This is a genomic window from Rhizobium sp. 10PS4, from assembly GCF_032464805.1.
Lineage (GTDB): Bacteria > Pseudomonadota > Alphaproteobacteria > Rhizobiales > Rhizobiaceae > Rhizobium > Rhizobium laguerreae.
In genome coordinates, this window is the sequence record NZ_JAWDIW010000011.1 from 167,773 (window position 1) to 184,602 (window position 16,830).

Below are 16,830 nucleotides of genomic sequence, written 5' to 3' on the forward strand. Positions count from 1 at the left end.
CCATGCGGCGTTTCCAGCACTACATCGACGGCGAATTCTCAGATGGCGAGGCCAGCTATCCGAGCATCGATCCAGCCTCCGGCGCGGTCTGGGCGGAGATGCCCGAAGCGCGTGAGGGCGATGTCGATCGGGCCGTAAACGCGGCCGACAGGGCGCTTTACGACGGCCCATGGCCGAAACTGACGGCCACCCAGCGCGGCAAGCTGCTTTACAAGCTGGCCGACCTGGTTGCCGCCAACGCGCAGGTCCTCGCTGAACTGGAGACGCGCGACACCGGCAAGATCATCCGCGAGACATCGGCGCAGATCGCTTATGTCGCCGAATACTATCGCTACTATGCCGGCATCGCCGACAAGATTGAAGGCGCCTACCTGCCGATCGACAAGCCCGACATGGATGTCTGGCTTCGCCGCGAGCCGATCGGCGTCGTTGCGATGGTCGTGCCGTGGAACAGCCAGCTCTTCCTGTCTGCAGTGAAGATTGGCCCGGCGCTGGCGGCCGGCTGCACGATGGTGGTCAAGGCCTCGGAAGATGGGCCAGCGCCGCTTCTCGAATTTGCACGGCTCGTGCACGAGGCCGGCTTTCCCGCGGGCGTCGTCAACATCATCACGGGTTTCGGCGCCTCCTGCGGCGCCGCCCTCGGGCGGCATCCGAAGGTCGCGCATGTCGCCTTCACCGGCGGCCCTGAAACCGCCCGGCACATCGTTCGCAACTCGGCCGAAAACCTCGCCTCCACCTCGCTTGAACTTGGGGGCAAGTCGCCGTTCATCGTCTTTGCCGATGCGGACCTCGAAAGTGCGGCCAATGCCCAGGTCGCAGGCATCTTCGCCGCGACAGGGCAGAGCTGCGTTGCCGGATCGCGCCTCATCGTCGAACGCAGCATCAAGGACCAATTCGTCGCCCTGCTACGGGATAAGGCCGAGGCGATCCGGATCGGTGCTCCGCTCGATATGGCGACCGAAGTCGGCCCGCTTGCCACCAAGTGCCAGCAGGACAATATCGGCGCCCTCGTCGCCAAGTCGATCGAAAGCGGCGCCCGTCTCGTCACGGGAGGGCGCAAGATCGACGGCGACGGCTATTATTTCCCGCCGACGATTCTCGACTGCGACGATGTCGCCTCGCCCTCGCTGATCGAGGAGTTCTTCGGACCGGTCTTGTCCGTCGTGTCGTTCGAGACGGAGGCCGAGGCGCTGCGGCTCGCCAACGATAGTCGTTATGGCCTGGCTTCCGGCGTCTTCACCCAGAACCTCACCCGGGCGCACCGGCTGATGAAGGGGCTCCGTGCCGGGATCGTCTGGGTCAACACCTACCGCGTGGTATCACCGATCGCGCCGTTCGGCGGTTTCGGCCTGTCGGGCCATGGCAGGGAAGGCGGCATGGCCGCGGCTCTCGACTATACCCGCACCAAGACGATCTGGCTCAGGACATCGGACGATCCGATCCCCGATCCCTTCGTGATGAGGTAGCGCCGATGTTTTACGAGATCCGCACCTACCGGCTGAAGAACGGCATGATCCCGCAATATCTCAAGGTCGTCGAGGAAGAGGGGATCGAGATCCAGAAGAGCCATCTCGGCACGCTCGTCGGCTATTTTTTCTCGGAGATCGGGACGATCAACGAGATCGTCCACATCTGGGCCTTTGCGAGCCTGGACGACCGGGAGGCGAGGCGCCAGAGGCTTCTGGCCGATCCCCGGTGGCAGGCCTTCCTGCCCAAGATCCGCGATCTGATCGAGGTGGCGGAAAACAAGATTATGAAGCCAGCCAACTTTTCTCCCAGGAGCGAGGCGCACTGACGGCATAAGGCATACAGGACAAACCAGAACAAGGATAAGGGAACATGAAAACAACATTTGCTTTCGCGGCGGTTGCCGCATTCGTGGCTGTATCCGCACCGGCGCACGCCGACAACATGGTCTTTTCGAGCTGGGGAGGAACGACCCAGGACGCGCAGAAGGCCGCATGGGCCAGCCCGTTCACGGAGAAGACCGGCATCACCGTCGTACAGGACGGACCGACGGACTACGGCAAGCTCAAGGCGATGGTCGAGGCTGGCCAGGTCACCTGGGACGTGGTCGACGTCGAGGGCGACTATGCCGCCCAGGCCGGCAAGAATGGCCAGCTCGAGAAACTCGATTTCTCCGTCATCGATAAATCCAAGCTCGATCCGCGCTTCGTGACCGACTATTCGGTCGGCAGCTTCTATTATTCCTTCGTGATCGGCTGCAATGCCGATGCCGTCAGCGCCTGCCCGAAGACATGGGCGGACCTGTTCGACACGGCAAAGTTTCCGGGAAAACGCACATTCTACAAGTGGTCGGCTCCCGGCGTGATCGAAGCGGCGCTGCTTGCCGACGGCGTGGCTGCCGACAAGCTCTATCCGCTTGATCTCGACCGCGCCTTCAAGAAGCTCGATACGATCAAATCGGATATCGTCTGGTGGTCGGGCGGCGCACAGTCGCAGCAGCTTCTGGCATCCGCCGAGGCTCCTTTCGGCAGTGTCTGGAATGGCCGCATGACCGCGCTTGCGGCGAGCGGTATCAAGACCGAGACCTCTTGGGAACAGAACATCACCGCTGCGGACTCGCTTGTGGTGCCGAAGGGTTCGCCGAACGTGGAAGCCGCGATGAAGTTCATTGCAATGGCGACCTCGGCCGAACCGCAGGCCGCCCTTGCAAAAGCCACCGGATATGCGCCAATCAATGTTGACTCGGCCAAGCTGATGGATCCGGAGACGGCCAAGACCCTGCCGGACCAGCAGACGGCCAGCCAGGTGAATGCCGACATGAACTACTGGGCGGACAATCGCGATGCCATCGGCGAGAAGTGGTACGCCTGGCAGGCGAAATAGCCTGAAACTTGAGACGGATGGGCACGGCGAATGTTCGCCGTGCCTTCCGCAGCGTCGTGTCCATTGTTGGGCCTCGGCCTGGGGAAATTGACGGGTGGGAAGGACTGTCATGTCGACATATAGCGATGCTTCCGGCGCAATTGCGCCCCTGCCAAAGGCGCGTAGGGCAACAGGGTTTGGCGGGGTCCTTCCGGCTCTCGCCTTCGTGGCGATCTTCTTCATCGCGCCGGTGGCGGTACTCTTGCTGCGAAGCGTGCTGGAACCCGTGCCGGGCTTTGGAAACTATGCGCAGCTGATCGGGTCCACGACCTATCTCAAGATTTTCGCCAACACCTTCATCGTTTCCGGTCTGGTCACGGTTATTTCGCTGCTGATCGGATTTCCCGTTGCCTGGGCACTGGCAATCATGCCCGGGCGGCTGACCTCGGTGATCTTTGCAATCCTGCTCTTGTCGATGTGGACCAACCTGCTGGCCCGCACCTATGCCTGGATGGTGCTGCTGCAGCGGACAGGGCTCATCAACAAGATGCTGATCGGAATGGGGCTGATCGACAAGCCCTTAGCGCTCGTCAACAATCTGACGGGGGTCACGATCGGCATGACCTATATCATGCTGCCCTTCATCATCCTGCCGCTCTACGGCGTGATCAGGAAGATCGACCCGTCGACCCTGCAGGCGGCAGCACTTTGCGGCGCCAACCGGTGGCAGTGCCTGACCCGCGTTCTGCTGCCTTTGGCCATGCCCGGCATGGCAGCCGGTGCCCTCATGGTCTTCGTCATGTCCCTTGGTTATTTCGTCACGCCGTCGCTTCTCGGCGGCACCGCGAATATGATGCTCGCAGAGCTCATCGCGCAATTCGTGCAGTCGCTTGTCAACTGGGGAATGGGGGGTGCCGCGGCGCTGGTTCTCCTCGTGGTGACCCTGGCGCTTTATGCCGTGCAGCTACGTTTCGTCGTCAGCCAGAACCCGGGAGGGCGTTGACATGTTGCTCAATTTCGACCGGCTCGGCTGGTGGAAATACATCCTGCTGGCGGTCACGCTTCTGACGGCGGCCTTTCTGCTGCTGCCGATCGTCTTTATCGCGGCGCTCTCCTTCGGCTCCTCGCAATGGCTGATCTTTCCGCCGCCCGGCTGGACGTTTCAGTGGTACAGCGAGCTCTTTGCCGATCCGCGCTGGCTGGAATCGGCCTGGACGAGCTTCAAGATCGCGGTCATCGTGACGATCCTGTCGGTGCTGCTCGGGCTCGTGACCTCCTTTGGACTGGTGCGCGGTTCGTTCCTGTTCCGCGATGCGCTGAAAGCGCTGTTCCTGACGCCAATGATCCTGCCCGTCGTGGTCCTTGCGGTTGCCCTTTATGCCTTCTTCCTGAGGATCGGCCTCGGCGGCACCCTGGCTGGCTTCGTCATTTCGCACCTCGTTCTCGCACTGCCCTTCTCGATCCTGTCCATCTCAAGTGCGCTGGAGGGCTTCGACAAGTCGATCGAGGATGCGGCGGTTCTTTGTGGCGCTTCGCCTCTGGAAGCAAAGATCAGGGTCACCCTGCCGGCGATCAGCCACGGGCTGTTTTCGGCTGCCGTCTTCTCGTTTCTGACATCCTGGGATGAGGTGGTAGTGGCGATCTTCATGTCCAGCCCGACTCTGCAGACGCTGCCCGTGAAGGTATGGGCGACGCTGCGGCAGGACCTGACGCCCGTTGTCGCCGCGGCGTCAACCCTTCTCATCCTTTTGACGATCCTCTTGATGGCGCTGGTTGCCGTCGTGCGTAAGGTACTGAAACAATGAAGAAACCATTCCTTCAGATCCGCGGAATACGCAAGGAATACGGCCCTGTCGTCGCCGTCCATGACGTCAATCTCGACGTTCGGCGCGGGGAGTTCCTGACCTTTCTCGGACCGTCCGGATCCGGCAAGAGCACGACGCTCTACATCCTCGCCGGTTTTGAAACGCCGACGAAAGGCGACATTACGCTGGAAGGGAAGACCCTGCTCGCCACGCCGTCGCACAAGCGCAACATCGGCATGGTGTTCCAGCGCTACACCCTGTTTCCGCATTTGACGGTGGGTGAGAATATCGCATTTCCGCTGAAGGTCAGGCGCAAGTCCAAGGCCGAGGTCGACAGCAAGGTGAAGGAGATGCTGCGCCTCGTCAGGCTCGAAGGCTTCGAGGATCGAAAGCCCGCGCAAATGTCCGGCGGACAACAGCAGCGTGTCGCCCTTGCCAGAGCCCTTGCCTATGATCCGCCGGTGCTTCTGATGGACGAGCCGCTGTCGGCGCTCGACAAGAAGCTGCGTGAGGAAATCCAGCATGAGATACGCCGGATCCACCAGCAGACCGAAGTGACGATCCTCTATGTCACGCACGACCAGGAGGAGGCGCTGCGGCTCTCCGACCGCATCGCCGTCTTTTCCAAGGGTGTCATCGACCAGATCGGGACAGGCCCGGAACTCTACGCCAATCCGCGGACCCGCTTCGTGGCCGAATTCATCGGCGACAGCGATTTCATTTCATGCGACCTGCTGTCATCCTCCGATGGGCAGGCCACCATTTCGCTTGGCGGCGGGAGCGTCTTCAATCATATTCCGGTGCATGGAAAAGGAACCTCCGGGACGAGGGCTGCCCTGATGCTGAGGCCGGAACGCATTCGGTTGTCGCGAAACCAGGCGGCGGGAGCGGGTCTTGCCGCAACGGTCAGCGACATTACCTTCCTCGGCAACAATATTCACGTCTCGACCGAGACGGCGACAGGCGAGGCGCTGGCGGTTCGCCTGCCATTCGGTCACGAGGCTATCGCGGGGCTCAGCCGTGGCGATATAGTCCATCTGAATTTCGATCCCGGTGCCGCTCACGTATTCTGTTGAAAGTTGTCATATGAAGCTCAATGATCCCTCGCTGTTCCGTCAGGCATGCCCCATCGCCGCTCGTTGGATCGAAGCGGAAGGCCGCAAGGCGGCGACGGTCCGCAATCCGGCGACAGGCGAGCCGCTGGGGGTGGTCCCCGACCTTGGTGCCGCGGAAACGGAAGATGCCATCCGCGCCGCCGTCGTTGCCCAGAAGCTTTGGGCGAAGAAGACCGCCGGGGAGCGCGCCGCCGTTCTGAAGGCTTGGCACCGGCTGATGATCGAAAACCGCGACGATCTGGCGATGATCCTGACGCTGGAGCAGGGAAAACCCCTGGCCGAGGCCAAAGGAGAGATCACCTATGGCGCGAGCTTCATCGAATGGTTCGCCGAAGAGGCGAGACGCATCAACGGCGAGGTCGTACCGGGACATCAGCCTGACAAGCGGATTCTCGTCCTGCGCCAGCCTGCGGGCGTGGTGGCGGCGATCACGCCCTGGAACTTTCCGAACGCGATGATCACCCGCAAGATCGGCCCCGCGCTTGCCGCCGGCTGTGCCGTGGTTCTCAAGCCGGCGCTGCAGACGCCATTCTCCGCCATAGCGATCGCCGTTCTCGCCGAGCGTGCTGGCCTGCCGCCGGGGCTTCTCAACATCGTCACGGGTGACGCAGCGGCAATTGGCGGGGCGCTGACGGCAAGCCGCGACGTTCGGGTCCTGACCTTCACCGGCTCCACCCGGACCGGCGAGCTGCTTTACCGGCAATGCGCGCCGACGATCAAAAAGCTCGGCCTTGAGCTTGGCGGCAATGCACCCTTCATCGTGTTCGACGACGCCGATCTCGACGCTGCTGTCGAAGGCGCGCTCATCGCCAAGTTCCGCAACAACGGCCAGACCTGCGTCTGCGCCAATCGGCTTTATGTTCAGGATGGCGTCTACGAAACGTTTGCCGCCAAGCTCGCCGAGGCGGTTTCGGGCTTGAAGGTCGGCAACGGTCTCGACCGTGACGTCGTGCTTGGCCCGCTGATCGACGATAATGCCGTCGCCAAGGTCGAAAGCCATATCAGCGATGCCGTTTCAAAGGGTGCCGGGATCGTCTTAGGCGGCAAACGCCACGCGCTCGGCGGCCATTTCTTCGAGCCGACGATCCTGCGCGATGTTGCTGCCGGCATGCAGGTCGCGCGTGAGGAAACTTTCGGGCCGCTTGCACCGCTTTTCCGCTTCCGCGACGAAGAGGACGTCATCGAACAGGCAAACGACACCGAGTTCGGGCTCGCTTCGTATTTTTACGCCCGCGATCTGTCGCGGGTATTTCGCGTGGCCGAAGCGCTCGAATATGGGATGGTCGGCGTCAATACCGGTCTCGTCTCGACGGCCGAGGCTCCCTTCGGCGGCGTGAAGATGTCGGGTCTCGGTCGCGAGGGATCCAGGCACGGCTTGGACGAATATACCGAACTTAAATATGTGTGCCTAGGCGGCATTGCCTGAGCCGAGAATTCATCTCGCCAAACGAATTTTGCCGATGCGTTCCGTTCATTGCCAAACACGTTTGCAATAAATTCAAACGCTAAGGTGCCGAATTTGCTTCTATTTCGGCGAGACGATGGGCGATGCGGTCGGCATTGGCCATGATCGTCATCGTGACATATTTCGAGGACAGATTCGGAAGGATCGAGCCGTCGACGATGTGAAGACCGGGATGGCGATTCAATTCGCCGTCCGAAGAGGTGCCAAACGGACCGGATGCGCCCATAGGTAAGGTGCCGGCAAAATGCGCGTCGATGCCCGGCTCCGCCAGCGATGCGCCTGGGAGCTGAATGAGACCCAACCGTTTCCATTCCCGGCGGAGCGCTTTTTTCAAGGCCTCGGCACGGATGTCGAAGCCTTCCGCGAAGCCGCCGCGGACGGTCAGACCCTTTCCTGCCGTTTCGTCCCGACGGATGTAGCTGTGGCTTTGATTGCCGGGATAATAGATCGTCGCGACGAGGAGACTGCTGGCGACCATCTCGAACGCGGCGCGCCCCGCCTTTCGGCCGAGCGGCATCCTGTTGATGAAGCTCTGGGCCGGCAGGGATCCGACCTCATAGATCGCCCCCGTCACGTAATCGGATGCGCCGTCGCCATAGCGCAGAGATAATCCGAGCTGCGCAAGGCTGTGCGTCGCCGTCGGCGAACGCAACAACCTTGCGGGGGAGAGCAGGGGAATGGCGAGCGTGGGACTGTTTAAAAGACGCAGTCCCTGCTCGTCGGTCGGCAGGAGGTCCGCCAGCAGGGCGACCGTTCCAAGGACTCCTGCGGCCAGAATTATTCTCGGCGCGGAGAAGGACGATCCGTCGGCCGTTCCGACCGTCCAGCCCGAGCTGCGGGTCAACGAGACGGCCCGCATGTTGTCGAGCAAACGAAAATGCGGGGATTTGCGCAACGGAAGCAAATCCTGCCTGCTGTTATAGATCGCCCCGCTTGGGCAGCCATAGAGACAGTCGCCGCGCAGATCGCATGCCGCCCGCCCGGATCTCGCCTCCGAAAGTATGGCATTGACGGCGGGAAAAAGCTGGAACGATTTATCAGCCGGCTTTGCGGCCTGGTGCCGATGGAGAACATGGGCCGCTGTCGCCCCAAGCGGCAGGACCGGCTCGCTGTTAGTGCCTGTCGTAAAATCAGCATTCCTGCTGATGCCGATTCGCTTGGCGACATACTCGTAGGATTTCTGCAGGGAGGCGATGTCTATCGGCCAATCCGCGATGTCCTCGGCGTCGAGATAGCTGATTTGCGCTCCCCAGATATTGGAGAGGCCGCCGCGGGCGAGACTGCCGATCGGTATGAAGCCGTTGCCGGCAATGCCGGATTGGTGTCGAAAAGGTTCGAGAATTTCCCGTGCCGCAGGGGTCCGCAGCTTCGGCGAGCTGCCGTCGTCCGCGCGCAGCGACTCCAGATCGCTTCCCAGGACGCGCGCACTGCGGTTTTCTTCCTGCAGCCCGGCATCATTGCCGGCATCCAGCATCAGAACGCGGCGGCCGGCCGCTATGAGCGGCAACGCGGCTGAAACACCTGCAGGCCCGCTGCCGATGATGATGAAGTCGGCATCCGGCTCAGTCATCGATATCTCCCGGCTAAAAGCGCGCGGAGCGGAAAGAGCAGGACATCGCTGGAAATGGTCGATATTGCGCCGAAAAACCCGGCCTTTCTGCCTGAATGCCTTTCCGGCTCGCTCGCGAGGTCGGCGAGATAGAGAGCTCGCGCGAGCCGATGCTGCGTTCGATTGGCCGGCGGTTCAAAGAAAGCCAGCAAACCAGGATGCCTGATGAGTGCCGGGGAGAGGCCGAGCGGCGACAGCCCTTCGCGCTGAAGCCCTTCGCAGAGCCGCTGCAATTGTGCTTCCGTGGGTCTGGTGCCGAGATATCGCAGCAGAGCCTGTGCCTCACTTCGCGATTGCTCCTCGGGTGTCTGGTCGAATTCCCCGGCAAGCGCGGTCGCCGGGTCAGACAGGTTCAACTTCAGGAGCCTGAGGCTCTCGCTACTCTCCATCGGTGCGGCGCCTGCAAGCCCGAGGACGCGTTCCGGATCGACCGTGGGAACCAACGGGAGAATCTTCGTCATGCGGCAGGCGAGGAGTGCGGCGGTCAGGGGAACCGGTATGAAATGAAGGTTGCCCTTACCCTGGCCGCGGCGGAGAATTCTGAGCCAGGCAGCAAAGCTTATGGGCTTTTCCTGCGCCAGCACAAAGGTCTGCAGCGGCTGGTCCTCTCCGGTCGCCAGCGCCAGCAGGCCTGCGGCGACTTCGTCGAGATGAATGGGCTGAACTTTCCGGCTGAGTCCTATCATCGGCAGGATTGGACTGAGCGCCGCCAATTTCGCCATTAGGCCGTACATCGCTGTGCGCGGGCCGCCATAAACCAGCCCTATTCGCGCAATTCTGACGATCGGTGCCGCCTCGCTGGCAGCCAAATGCTCTTCGATCCCGAACTTGGTCCGGCCGTAGATATTGAGCGCTTCTTTTCTGGACGAGGTGGAAGAGGCAAAAACGAAGCGCGGCACTCCGGCTGCCTTTGCCGCTTCCGCCAGCTTCAAGGTACCTGATATATTGACGTTTTCTACTTCGGCCGCCTCCGGCGGAGTAGCCCAGGAATGCGCGAGATGGACGAGCCCAACCGCTCCCTCCAGATCGGATGCGGCAGGTTCATCGCCAATGCGCCACACCGCACCGGGCCGCCGGCCGAGTTCAACCACGTCGAAGCCGCGCTCACGCGCGATCGCGACAAGTCTTGCACCGATATAGCCGGTTGATCCGGTGATGATGAGACGTGGTGCCATTCACACTCTCTACTGCGCAAAGGCGATACGCGCGCCGCTCCAGTCAAAACGAAACTCGATTTCCTTGAGCTGCGACAGCGCTTGCCGCACCTTTTCTTGACGGTCTTTCGGGCAATAGAGAACCAGGAATCCCCCTCCGCCTGCACCCGCAAGCTTGCCGCCGATAGCGCCGGCAGCACGGGCTGCCTCGTAAAACTCGTCGATCGCGCTGTTGGTAATCTTCGACGTCAGCGATCTTTTCATCATCCATCCGCGGTGCAGCGCTTCGCCGAACGCACTGAGATCTCCAGCCATCAGGATGTCGCGCATTTCGTAGCTCAACTGCACCATGCGCTCGACAGTCCGGAATTTTTCCTCGTCCGCCTCCATGGCTTGCACCTGCGTCGACAGCACCGAGCGCGTGTCGCGCTGGCTTCCTGTGAAAAACAACAGGATGTTGCTCTCGAGTTCCGCCATCTTTTCGGAGCCGAGGACGACGGGCTGGACGTTGACGCCGCCGTTGGAATTAAATTCGATGAAGTTCAATCCGCCATGTGCGGCCGCATATTGGTCCTGCTTGCCTATCGGCTCCTTCAGGATATCGATTTCGAGCTTACACGCTTCTTCCGCCAGCTGATCCTTGGAGGCAAAGCGCGACCTGTGGGCATAGAGCGCATTGATCAGCGCCACGGAAAAGGAGCTGGATGACCCGAGACCGGTTCCGGAGGGGATGTCGGCGACCGAAGCAACTTCGATGCCGGGCTCGATCCGATGCATCCGGAGGGCCTCGCGCAGCAGCGGATGGGCGATCTCTTCAAGCGTATCGGCGAGTTCGGTGCGCGTATATTTGAGATGGTATTTGTTTTCGTTGAAGTAGTTGTGCACGATGACGAAGCTGTACTTGGCTATCGCGCAGGACAAGACCGCGCCGGCCTGACGGCGGTAGTAGGAGGCTATGTCTGAGCCGCCGCCGGCGAAGCTGACCCGAAAAGGTGCGGACGAAACGATCAAAGGATTGCCTCCTCGAGATTGATGACGATATCGGCCGATGTCCGTTGTAGATCGATCCTCGGCCACTCCTCCTGAATCCGCGACGCCCAGAGCCCTTCGGCGTCCGCCGGCGTCAGGCCTTTCCAGGCGTAAAAATTGTGAAAGCGGTTCAGCAGCGTCTGCTGCGACGCTTCGACGAAGGCAGCCATGTCGACATCTTCACGGATCGACGCATGTCCGGCAAAAATGCCGTCCAGCAGAATGACCTCGGCATCGCGTGCATCATAGGTGGTCGTACCCGTATGCTGGCCACGGCTTGCAGCGTCGTAGCCGGGCGCCTCGACCTGTCCAGATTGACGCAGCATTCTGACGATCTCAGGATAGAACTCAACCCTGTTGCGTTCTTCAGCGTTCATATCGGGTCGGCGATGTTCGAGCGGCAGAATCCAACGGTCGAGCTCCAGCCTCACCACCCGGTGCCCAGCTTCCGAGAGCATACGCTCGACCGCATGCGCAAACGTGCTTTTCCCGGAGCGGGAACGGCCGCAGATACTGACGAGCAAAGGACCTGCCGCATTTGAAAGACGTGCATCAATCGCGCTGAAGAGAGCTTGCCCGATATCCTGGTAGCGGCACTGAAAGCGAACAGCGTCATAGACCGTGTCGAAGACAAGATCGGCACGCGGGACCTCTGTTTGCCCGGCTGGATAGGCCTTTTCATCCCTCAGGCCATAACCGGTCCGGACGCCATAGGCCCAGATGCCCGCCTTGCGGCCGGCACCTATGTCGCGCAGACTATCTCCGATGATGATGGATTTGGTTTTTTCGATCGGCAATTCCGCCATGGCCTGGCGGATCATCAGATCTCCCGGTTTGCGGCAAGCGCAATCGATCTTCAGCGCCGGAACCTCGTTGGCGAATCCTTTTTCCGGATGGTGCGGGCAGAAATAGATACGGTCCAGGACGCCGCCATCTTCGGCAAGCTCGGCCTCCAGGCGACCAAGAACATGATCCAGGCCGGATTCATCGAGCAGGCCCTTGGCGACCTGCGGCCGGTTGGTGACGGCAACCGCCAGAAAGCCGGCCTCGCGGGCAAGCCGTACCGCTTCGCCGGCTCGGCCGATCAGCTTCACCTGGTCGGGATGGATGACGCCATGGCCGCCGACATCTTCGTTGAGTACGCCATCGCAATCGAAAAACACCGCGGGTCTTCTAACGGACAGATGGACCGCATGAACCCGTTCCTGCCGAAGATCCTCCGCCGCGGCGGCATGTCGGCTCGGAGACCCGATATCCTTCATATATTCCGGTGTATCATAGATCGCGATCGGGATGGAACGCTCAAGGAGACCGGGAACGACATCATGGATCATGTCGGCCGGCTGCCCCGGCAGGAGCGTTTCGAAAAACTGGTCGGAAGCCACGTACAAACCGGCCGGCACCAGATTGCGCCAATCCGCATCGCGCGGCGCCTTGCGAGGCAACAGGCGCTGGAGATAACTGCTCTTCTGAACGACGAGATCGGATGTACGGGGATGATCGTTGGGGTGAGCGATGATCGTCAGAGCGGCGGGAAACTGCTGACGATGACGTGCCAGTGCCGCCAGATCGATGTCAAAAAGCATGTCGCCGTAGACGATCAGGACGTCACCTGATGTCGTGTTCAAAGTCGTCAAGCAGCCTGCCGTGCCGAGCGGAGACGTCTCGACGAAGACGTCGATCGTAATGCCGAGTTTTTCAGCTTCCGAGCCGAGAGCAGGTTCCAGGTGGCTGCCGAGGTGACCACCAAGCACGCGCACATGCTGAATACCCTCACGGGCGAGGACACGAATCTGCCTGAGAATGATCGGCACGCCGTCGAGAGGCAGAAGGGCTTTCGGAATGGCGTCGCCCGTCATGCTGCGCGCGCGTGTTCCGAGGCCTCCGGCAATAATGATTGCCTCGCGGATAGCGTTTTCAGAACCCATTCGCCAGGATCCGCTCGACGGCAAGTTCAACGGCCTCGGTCGACTTTCGCTTCGGTGACCAGCCTAGCGCGACGAGCCGGCTGATATCGTAGCTGAAGCGCGGCACATCGCCCAGCCAGCCGCGGTCTTCGCTTCCGTATTCGATGGCGGCTCCGGCTGCGACCTTCGAGACCACGATCTCGGCGATATCGCGCACGGACGTTTCGCCGATGCCGCTGGCATGAAATACTTCATAGGCACCGGGTGCCTTGTCCCAGGCAAGGAGGATCGCATCCACCAGGTCGCCGACATAGAGATAAGGCTTCGTCTGCATCCCGTTGCCGAGCACCTGAAGTCTCGTCGGATCAGCCTTCAACCTGTTGATGAAGTCGTAGATCGCTCCATGCGTGGAGCGCTCCCCGACGACATTTGGAAAGCGCAGCACCAGTGTCTTGATGCCGAATGACAGCGCATAGACGGACAGGTAGGCTTCAGCGGCAAGCTTGCTGGCGCCATAGAGCGAGATCGGCCGCAAGGGGCCGTGATTTTCATGAATATTGCCTTCGGCTTCGCCGAACACAGCGGACGTGCTGGCGAAGAAAAGCCTGTCGATCCCATGCTTGCGCATGATGGCAAGCAGTGTTGTCGTCGTCAGCTGGTTCAGCTGCAGGTCCAGTTCCGCATTGGCGTTGCCCGCGGCAATATCGGAATTGGCGGCGAGATGAAAAACAGCGTCGGGACGGTCCGCCGCAAGGAGCTGTTCCATGCCTTCCCGATCAAGCATATCCAGCTTCTGGAAGCGAAAATCCGATCGTTCCAGCAGATGATCTATGTTCCGCATGCGGCCAAGATGGAGATTGTCGATCGCGGTGACCCGATAGCCCTTTTCCAAAAGGCGATCGCAGAGATGGCTGCCGATAAATCCGGCCCCTCCTGTTACCAAGGCATGCATATCGTCAGCTCCATATGATCTGATAAGGCTCATTAGAGCGCTTTGATCTTTCCCGAATGAGGACGCGAAAGGACGAATACACCACCGGCCAAGCCGATCACAAGCTGCAGCAGGCCGAAAACCACCGATAGCGTTGCCGCGTCCGTCGTGCCTATGCCGAACAGGGCAAGTGAAATGATCATGCCGCCTTCCCGGAGGCCCCATCCTCCAACGGAAATGGGAACCATCGCAATCAAGAGCACCGGCGGGAAAGCGGCTGCAGCCTGACCCCAATCGAGCGGGAGACCAAGGCCGAGAACGAGGATCTCAAGCGAGACGACGCTCAATCCGTGAATGGCGAGGGTCAATAGAAATACGCCGACCATTCTTTGGTGGGTGATCAAAGCCCGCAACGCGTCGGTCAACGCGTGCAGCTTTGCCGGAAAGAACCGGACGAATAAGTGGCGGCGCCAACTGAACACCAGGGCTGATGCGATAGATCCCGCAACGCCAAGCGCCGTGAGCTCTGTCAGATAGGGGATAGGAAAGTCGTGCCCGTAGACGGCGCGCAGGATGATCAGTCCGGTCAGCGCAACGACCGCCAGTCCGAAAAGAGTAAGGATGCGGTCCATGACGACGCCCAGCGTGGCTTCTCCGATCGTCAGGCCATATTTCACGGCGCCAAATATGCGAGCGGCATCGCCTGGAATGGGACTCGGAAGAGCTTGATTGTAAAAGAGGCTTTGCATGAAGAGTTTCATGGCGCCTGAAATCTTCAGCCTTTGCCCTATCATGTCCGATAGAAGGCACCACCGCCACGCCGAAAACAGAGCCTGCAAGAGCAGAAGAAAGATGCTGGCCGAAATGGTCGCCGCCGACAGGGTCTGGACCGCAGCCCACCCTTCCGAAAAATCTACCTTGCGCGCGATCCATATGACGAGGCCAAGCGCGACGACCACTTTCAAAACCGGTATGCCAATGCGAAGCAACGCTGGGGAGGACGCGGTAGTCACGGCGCCCGAGCCGCATCAAAACGGTAGAGCTTCCAGCCGAACCGATCTGTCAATATCAGCGAGGAACGGGGCATCATGTGCGTTACGACGCTGTTGGCCATCACCACTTTATCTTCTCCAAGACGTTCGGCGAGGAACGCGCTACCAGCGTCAGGGGTGACGATGAAGTAGCCTATATGATTGTACTTTATGAAAGCGTCGATATCCGAACCCGGTGCAGGCAGCACGTGGCGCGGCAATTGCCAACCGCCATCGCGGCCATTGTTGTAAGCCGTGGACAATAATGTGTTGGAGTTATGGAAAGGTTGGAAAACGGTTCGGAGGTCGTGATCTGCGATATAGCGGTACATGAAATAAGCTTCGCGGTGGCTCTCCATATATTTGTCGACGCTTATCATCCCAAGCACGACGTCGAGTTTTTTCGCCTTGACGGGATCTATGTCGCCGCCGCCCACTCGATACCAGTGGGAAATCCAGAGGCCGCCGGCCAGCAAACTGACGGCAACCGGGGTGGCGACCATGCAGGCGCGCGACGAGACGATTTTCGCAAGTGGGGCTATCTGCGGCAGGACTCGCCGGTCGAGCCATTTATCCAGCCGTTCGCGAACCAGGGAGGCGCCGATAAACCCGGTCGAAAAGAAAAGCAGATAGGCTGGCGTTGCCCACCGTATGTGATTGAACATAACGGTGTACCATATCACAAACATGGCAGCGACAATCGCTGCGAGAAATGCGATGCGCCGGAAAGCCACCGCCAGACCCGCCAGTATCAAAGCAAGAGCGACGAAAGCGTTCGGCTTGCGAGCGAGGAACCAGTCGTAAAGAATATAGAGGAAGTCCTGCCAACCTTGCAGAGTAGCGAGGTTCGTCACGAAACGTCGGTTGGCGGGATCGAAAGCCCGGCCCAATTCGAGCGTGTAATCCGCCATCCAAGCATCGGTGAGGCCCGGATGACCGAACAGGAAGGGATAGATCGGATTGCCGAGAACGATCAGGTTTTTCGCATACCAATAGCCCGAGACGGCGAGAAATGTGCAGAGGCATGACAGGAAGAGCGGCAGCGATACTCTTCCTTTGAGAAGCGCCGGCATCAATGCCAGCCCTATAAGGCCAAGCATTTGCAGTTCCGTATATTTTCCTCCGACCGCTCCCCCCAAGACGAGCGCACAATGAAAAAGCTCCGCCGGACGCCGGGTTTCCAAATAGCGCCACAAAAAAAGCACGGCTGCGACTGAGAAACACGACCGGGCGAGATCCGTCATCGGTTCGCCGACACTCCCCCTGAAGAAGGGGATGCTGAGTATCAGAGCGGCCACCAGGAAAAAACCGCATGCCCGCCAACGACTGGCGCAGCTTGAAAGGAGGAACAGAAACCCGAAGAAAATTGCGATGTTCATAGTCGCCGCGCCGGTCCAGTGACCGCTGACCATCATGACGAGTGCAAACAGCAGATTGAAGAAGAGTGGAATATTCCCGTAGAAGGGATGATCAATCTGCGGTGTCACAAAGCCAGCGTGATCGATGATGCTGTTTGCGAGCGGGATGTGGAAAACCCACACATCGTCGACGCTTGATGGAAATAGGGCTTGGACGCTCCACACGTAGCAATAGGCAATGCATACGAGTGCAGCGAGGACCGGAAACGGATTGCCGATCCTGGTTTCGGCCGCGATTTTACAAAAAAACGAACCTAGGTCGCAAAGAACGGCGACAAGATCACGCCGCCGCCAGATCATCGAGATAGCCACGATAGGAAGAACAATTTCCCATCGTAATCCGTGAAATGCGCCAAGGACGGTAGCCGCGCCGCCTGATATCGCCAGAGCCGGCAAAATGCCGCTGAACAAGAAATCGATGCCGTCTCGAAAGGGCCGATCGCAACCTCGATTGAGCCAAACGACGATCCCTCGATCGATCACCAGGCCCCATAAGATTATGAAAAAAGCCGTGCACCAGCCTGCGATCATCACCGC

14 protein-coding genes are annotated in these 16,830 nt (G+C 60.1%); 7 read left to right on the forward strand and 7 right to left on the reverse strand.

The window, feature by feature from the left end; all coding sequences use genetic code 11:
- Positions 1 to 2 precede the first annotated feature (2 nt).
- The 7 genes from RWJ89_RS21675 to RWJ89_RS21705 all read left to right on the forward strand — a co-directional run bounded on the left by RWJ89_RS21675 (position 3) and on the right by RWJ89_RS21705 (position 7,175).
- Positions 3 to 1,466: an aldehyde dehydrogenase gene (locus RWJ89_RS21675; RefSeq protein ID WP_222011472.1), complete on the forward strand. Its 1,464-nt coding sequence runs from the start codon at positions 3 to 5 to the stop codon at positions 1,464 to 1,466.
- Between the two features lie 5 nt (positions 1,467 to 1,471).
- On the forward strand, positions 1,472 to 1,795 hold the full coding sequence (locus tag RWJ89_RS21680) for an NIPSNAP family protein (protein WP_168282423.1): 324 nt from the start codon (positions 1,472 to 1,474) through the stop codon (positions 1,793 to 1,795).
- A gap of 44 nt (positions 1,796 to 1,839) precedes the next feature.
- Positions 1,840 to 2,850, forward strand: a complete 1,011-nt coding sequence (locus RWJ89_RS21685) for an ABC transporter substrate-binding protein (protein WP_222011473.1) — start codon at positions 1,840 to 1,842, stop codon at positions 2,848 to 2,850.
- A 109-nt stretch (positions 2,851 to 2,959) separates the two neighbouring features.
- A complete protein-coding gene (locus tag RWJ89_RS21690; protein ID WP_168282427.1) occupies positions 2,960 to 3,832 on the forward strand; it encodes an ABC transporter permease in 873 nt (290 codons plus the stop codon).
- A gap of 1 nt (position 3,833) precedes the next feature.
- Complete coding sequence (locus tag RWJ89_RS21695; RefSeq protein ID WP_168282429.1) at positions 3,834 to 4,634, forward strand: ABC transporter permease; 801 nt, start codon at positions 3,834 to 3,836, stop codon at positions 4,632 to 4,634.
- Positions 4,631 to 5,710: an ABC transporter ATP-binding protein gene (locus RWJ89_RS21700; RefSeq protein WP_168285652.1), complete on the forward strand. Its 1,080-nt coding sequence runs from the start codon at positions 4,631 to 4,633 to the stop codon at positions 5,708 to 5,710. The genes RWJ89_RS21695 and RWJ89_RS21700 overlap by 4 nt, the downstream gene beginning before the upstream one ends.
- Positions 5,711 to 5,720: 10 nt before the next feature.
- Positions 5,721 to 7,175: an NAD-dependent succinate-semialdehyde dehydrogenase gene (locus tag RWJ89_RS21705; RefSeq protein ID WP_316031409.1), complete on the forward strand. Its 1,455-nt coding sequence runs from the start codon at positions 5,721 to 5,723 to the stop codon at positions 7,173 to 7,175.
- Between the two features lie 79 nt (positions 7,176 to 7,254).
- Here the strand turns inward: RWJ89_RS21705 and RWJ89_RS21710 are convergent, their stop codons facing one another.
- Genes RWJ89_RS21710 through RWJ89_RS21740 form a run of 7 tightly spaced genes read right to left on the reverse strand, consistent with a single transcriptional unit; the run spans position 7,255 to position 16,824 of the window.
- Entirely contained in the window at positions 7,255 to 8,784 is a 1,530-nt protein-coding gene (locus RWJ89_RS21710) for an FAD-dependent oxidoreductase (RefSeq protein WP_316031410.1), read from the reverse strand.
- Positions 8,781 to 9,998 carry an NAD-dependent epimerase/dehydratase family protein gene (locus RWJ89_RS21715; protein ID WP_316031411.1) on the reverse strand — a complete coding sequence of 406 codons (1,218 nt, stop codon included), beginning with the start codon at positions 9,996 to 9,998 and terminating at the stop codon, positions 8,781 to 8,783. Before RWJ89_RS21715 ends, RWJ89_RS21710 begins: the two co-directional genes overlap by 4 nt.
- 9 nt (positions 9,999 to 10,007) lie before the next feature.
- The gene (locus RWJ89_RS21720) at positions 10,008 to 10,988 is read right to left on the reverse strand and encodes a GHMP family kinase ATP-binding protein (protein WP_316031412.1); all 981 of its coding nucleotides are present in this window, start codon (positions 10,986 to 10,988) and stop codon (positions 10,008 to 10,010) included.
- A complete protein-coding gene (locus RWJ89_RS21725) occupies positions 10,985 to 12,934 on the reverse strand; it encodes an HAD-IIIA family hydrolase (protein WP_316031413.1) in 1,950 nt (649 codons plus the stop codon). Before RWJ89_RS21725 ends, RWJ89_RS21720 begins: the two co-directional genes overlap by 4 nt.
- Complete coding sequence (locus RWJ89_RS21730) at positions 12,924 to 13,865, reverse strand: SDR family NAD(P)-dependent oxidoreductase (RefSeq protein WP_316031414.1); 942 nt, start codon at positions 13,863 to 13,865, stop codon at positions 12,924 to 12,926. Before RWJ89_RS21730 ends, RWJ89_RS21725 begins: the two co-directional genes overlap by 11 nt.
- Positions 13,866 to 13,897: 32 nt before the next feature.
- Positions 13,898 to 14,857, reverse strand: a complete 960-nt coding sequence (locus RWJ89_RS21735) for a lysylphosphatidylglycerol synthase transmembrane domain-containing protein (RefSeq protein ID WP_316031415.1) — start codon at positions 14,855 to 14,857, stop codon at positions 13,898 to 13,900.
- Complete coding sequence (locus RWJ89_RS21740; RefSeq protein ID WP_316029156.1) at positions 14,854 to 16,824, reverse strand: hypothetical protein; 1,971 nt, start codon at positions 16,822 to 16,824, stop codon at positions 14,854 to 14,856. The genes RWJ89_RS21735 and RWJ89_RS21740 overlap by 4 nt, the downstream gene beginning before the upstream one ends.
- Between the last annotated feature and the right edge of the window lie 6 nt (positions 16,825 to 16,830).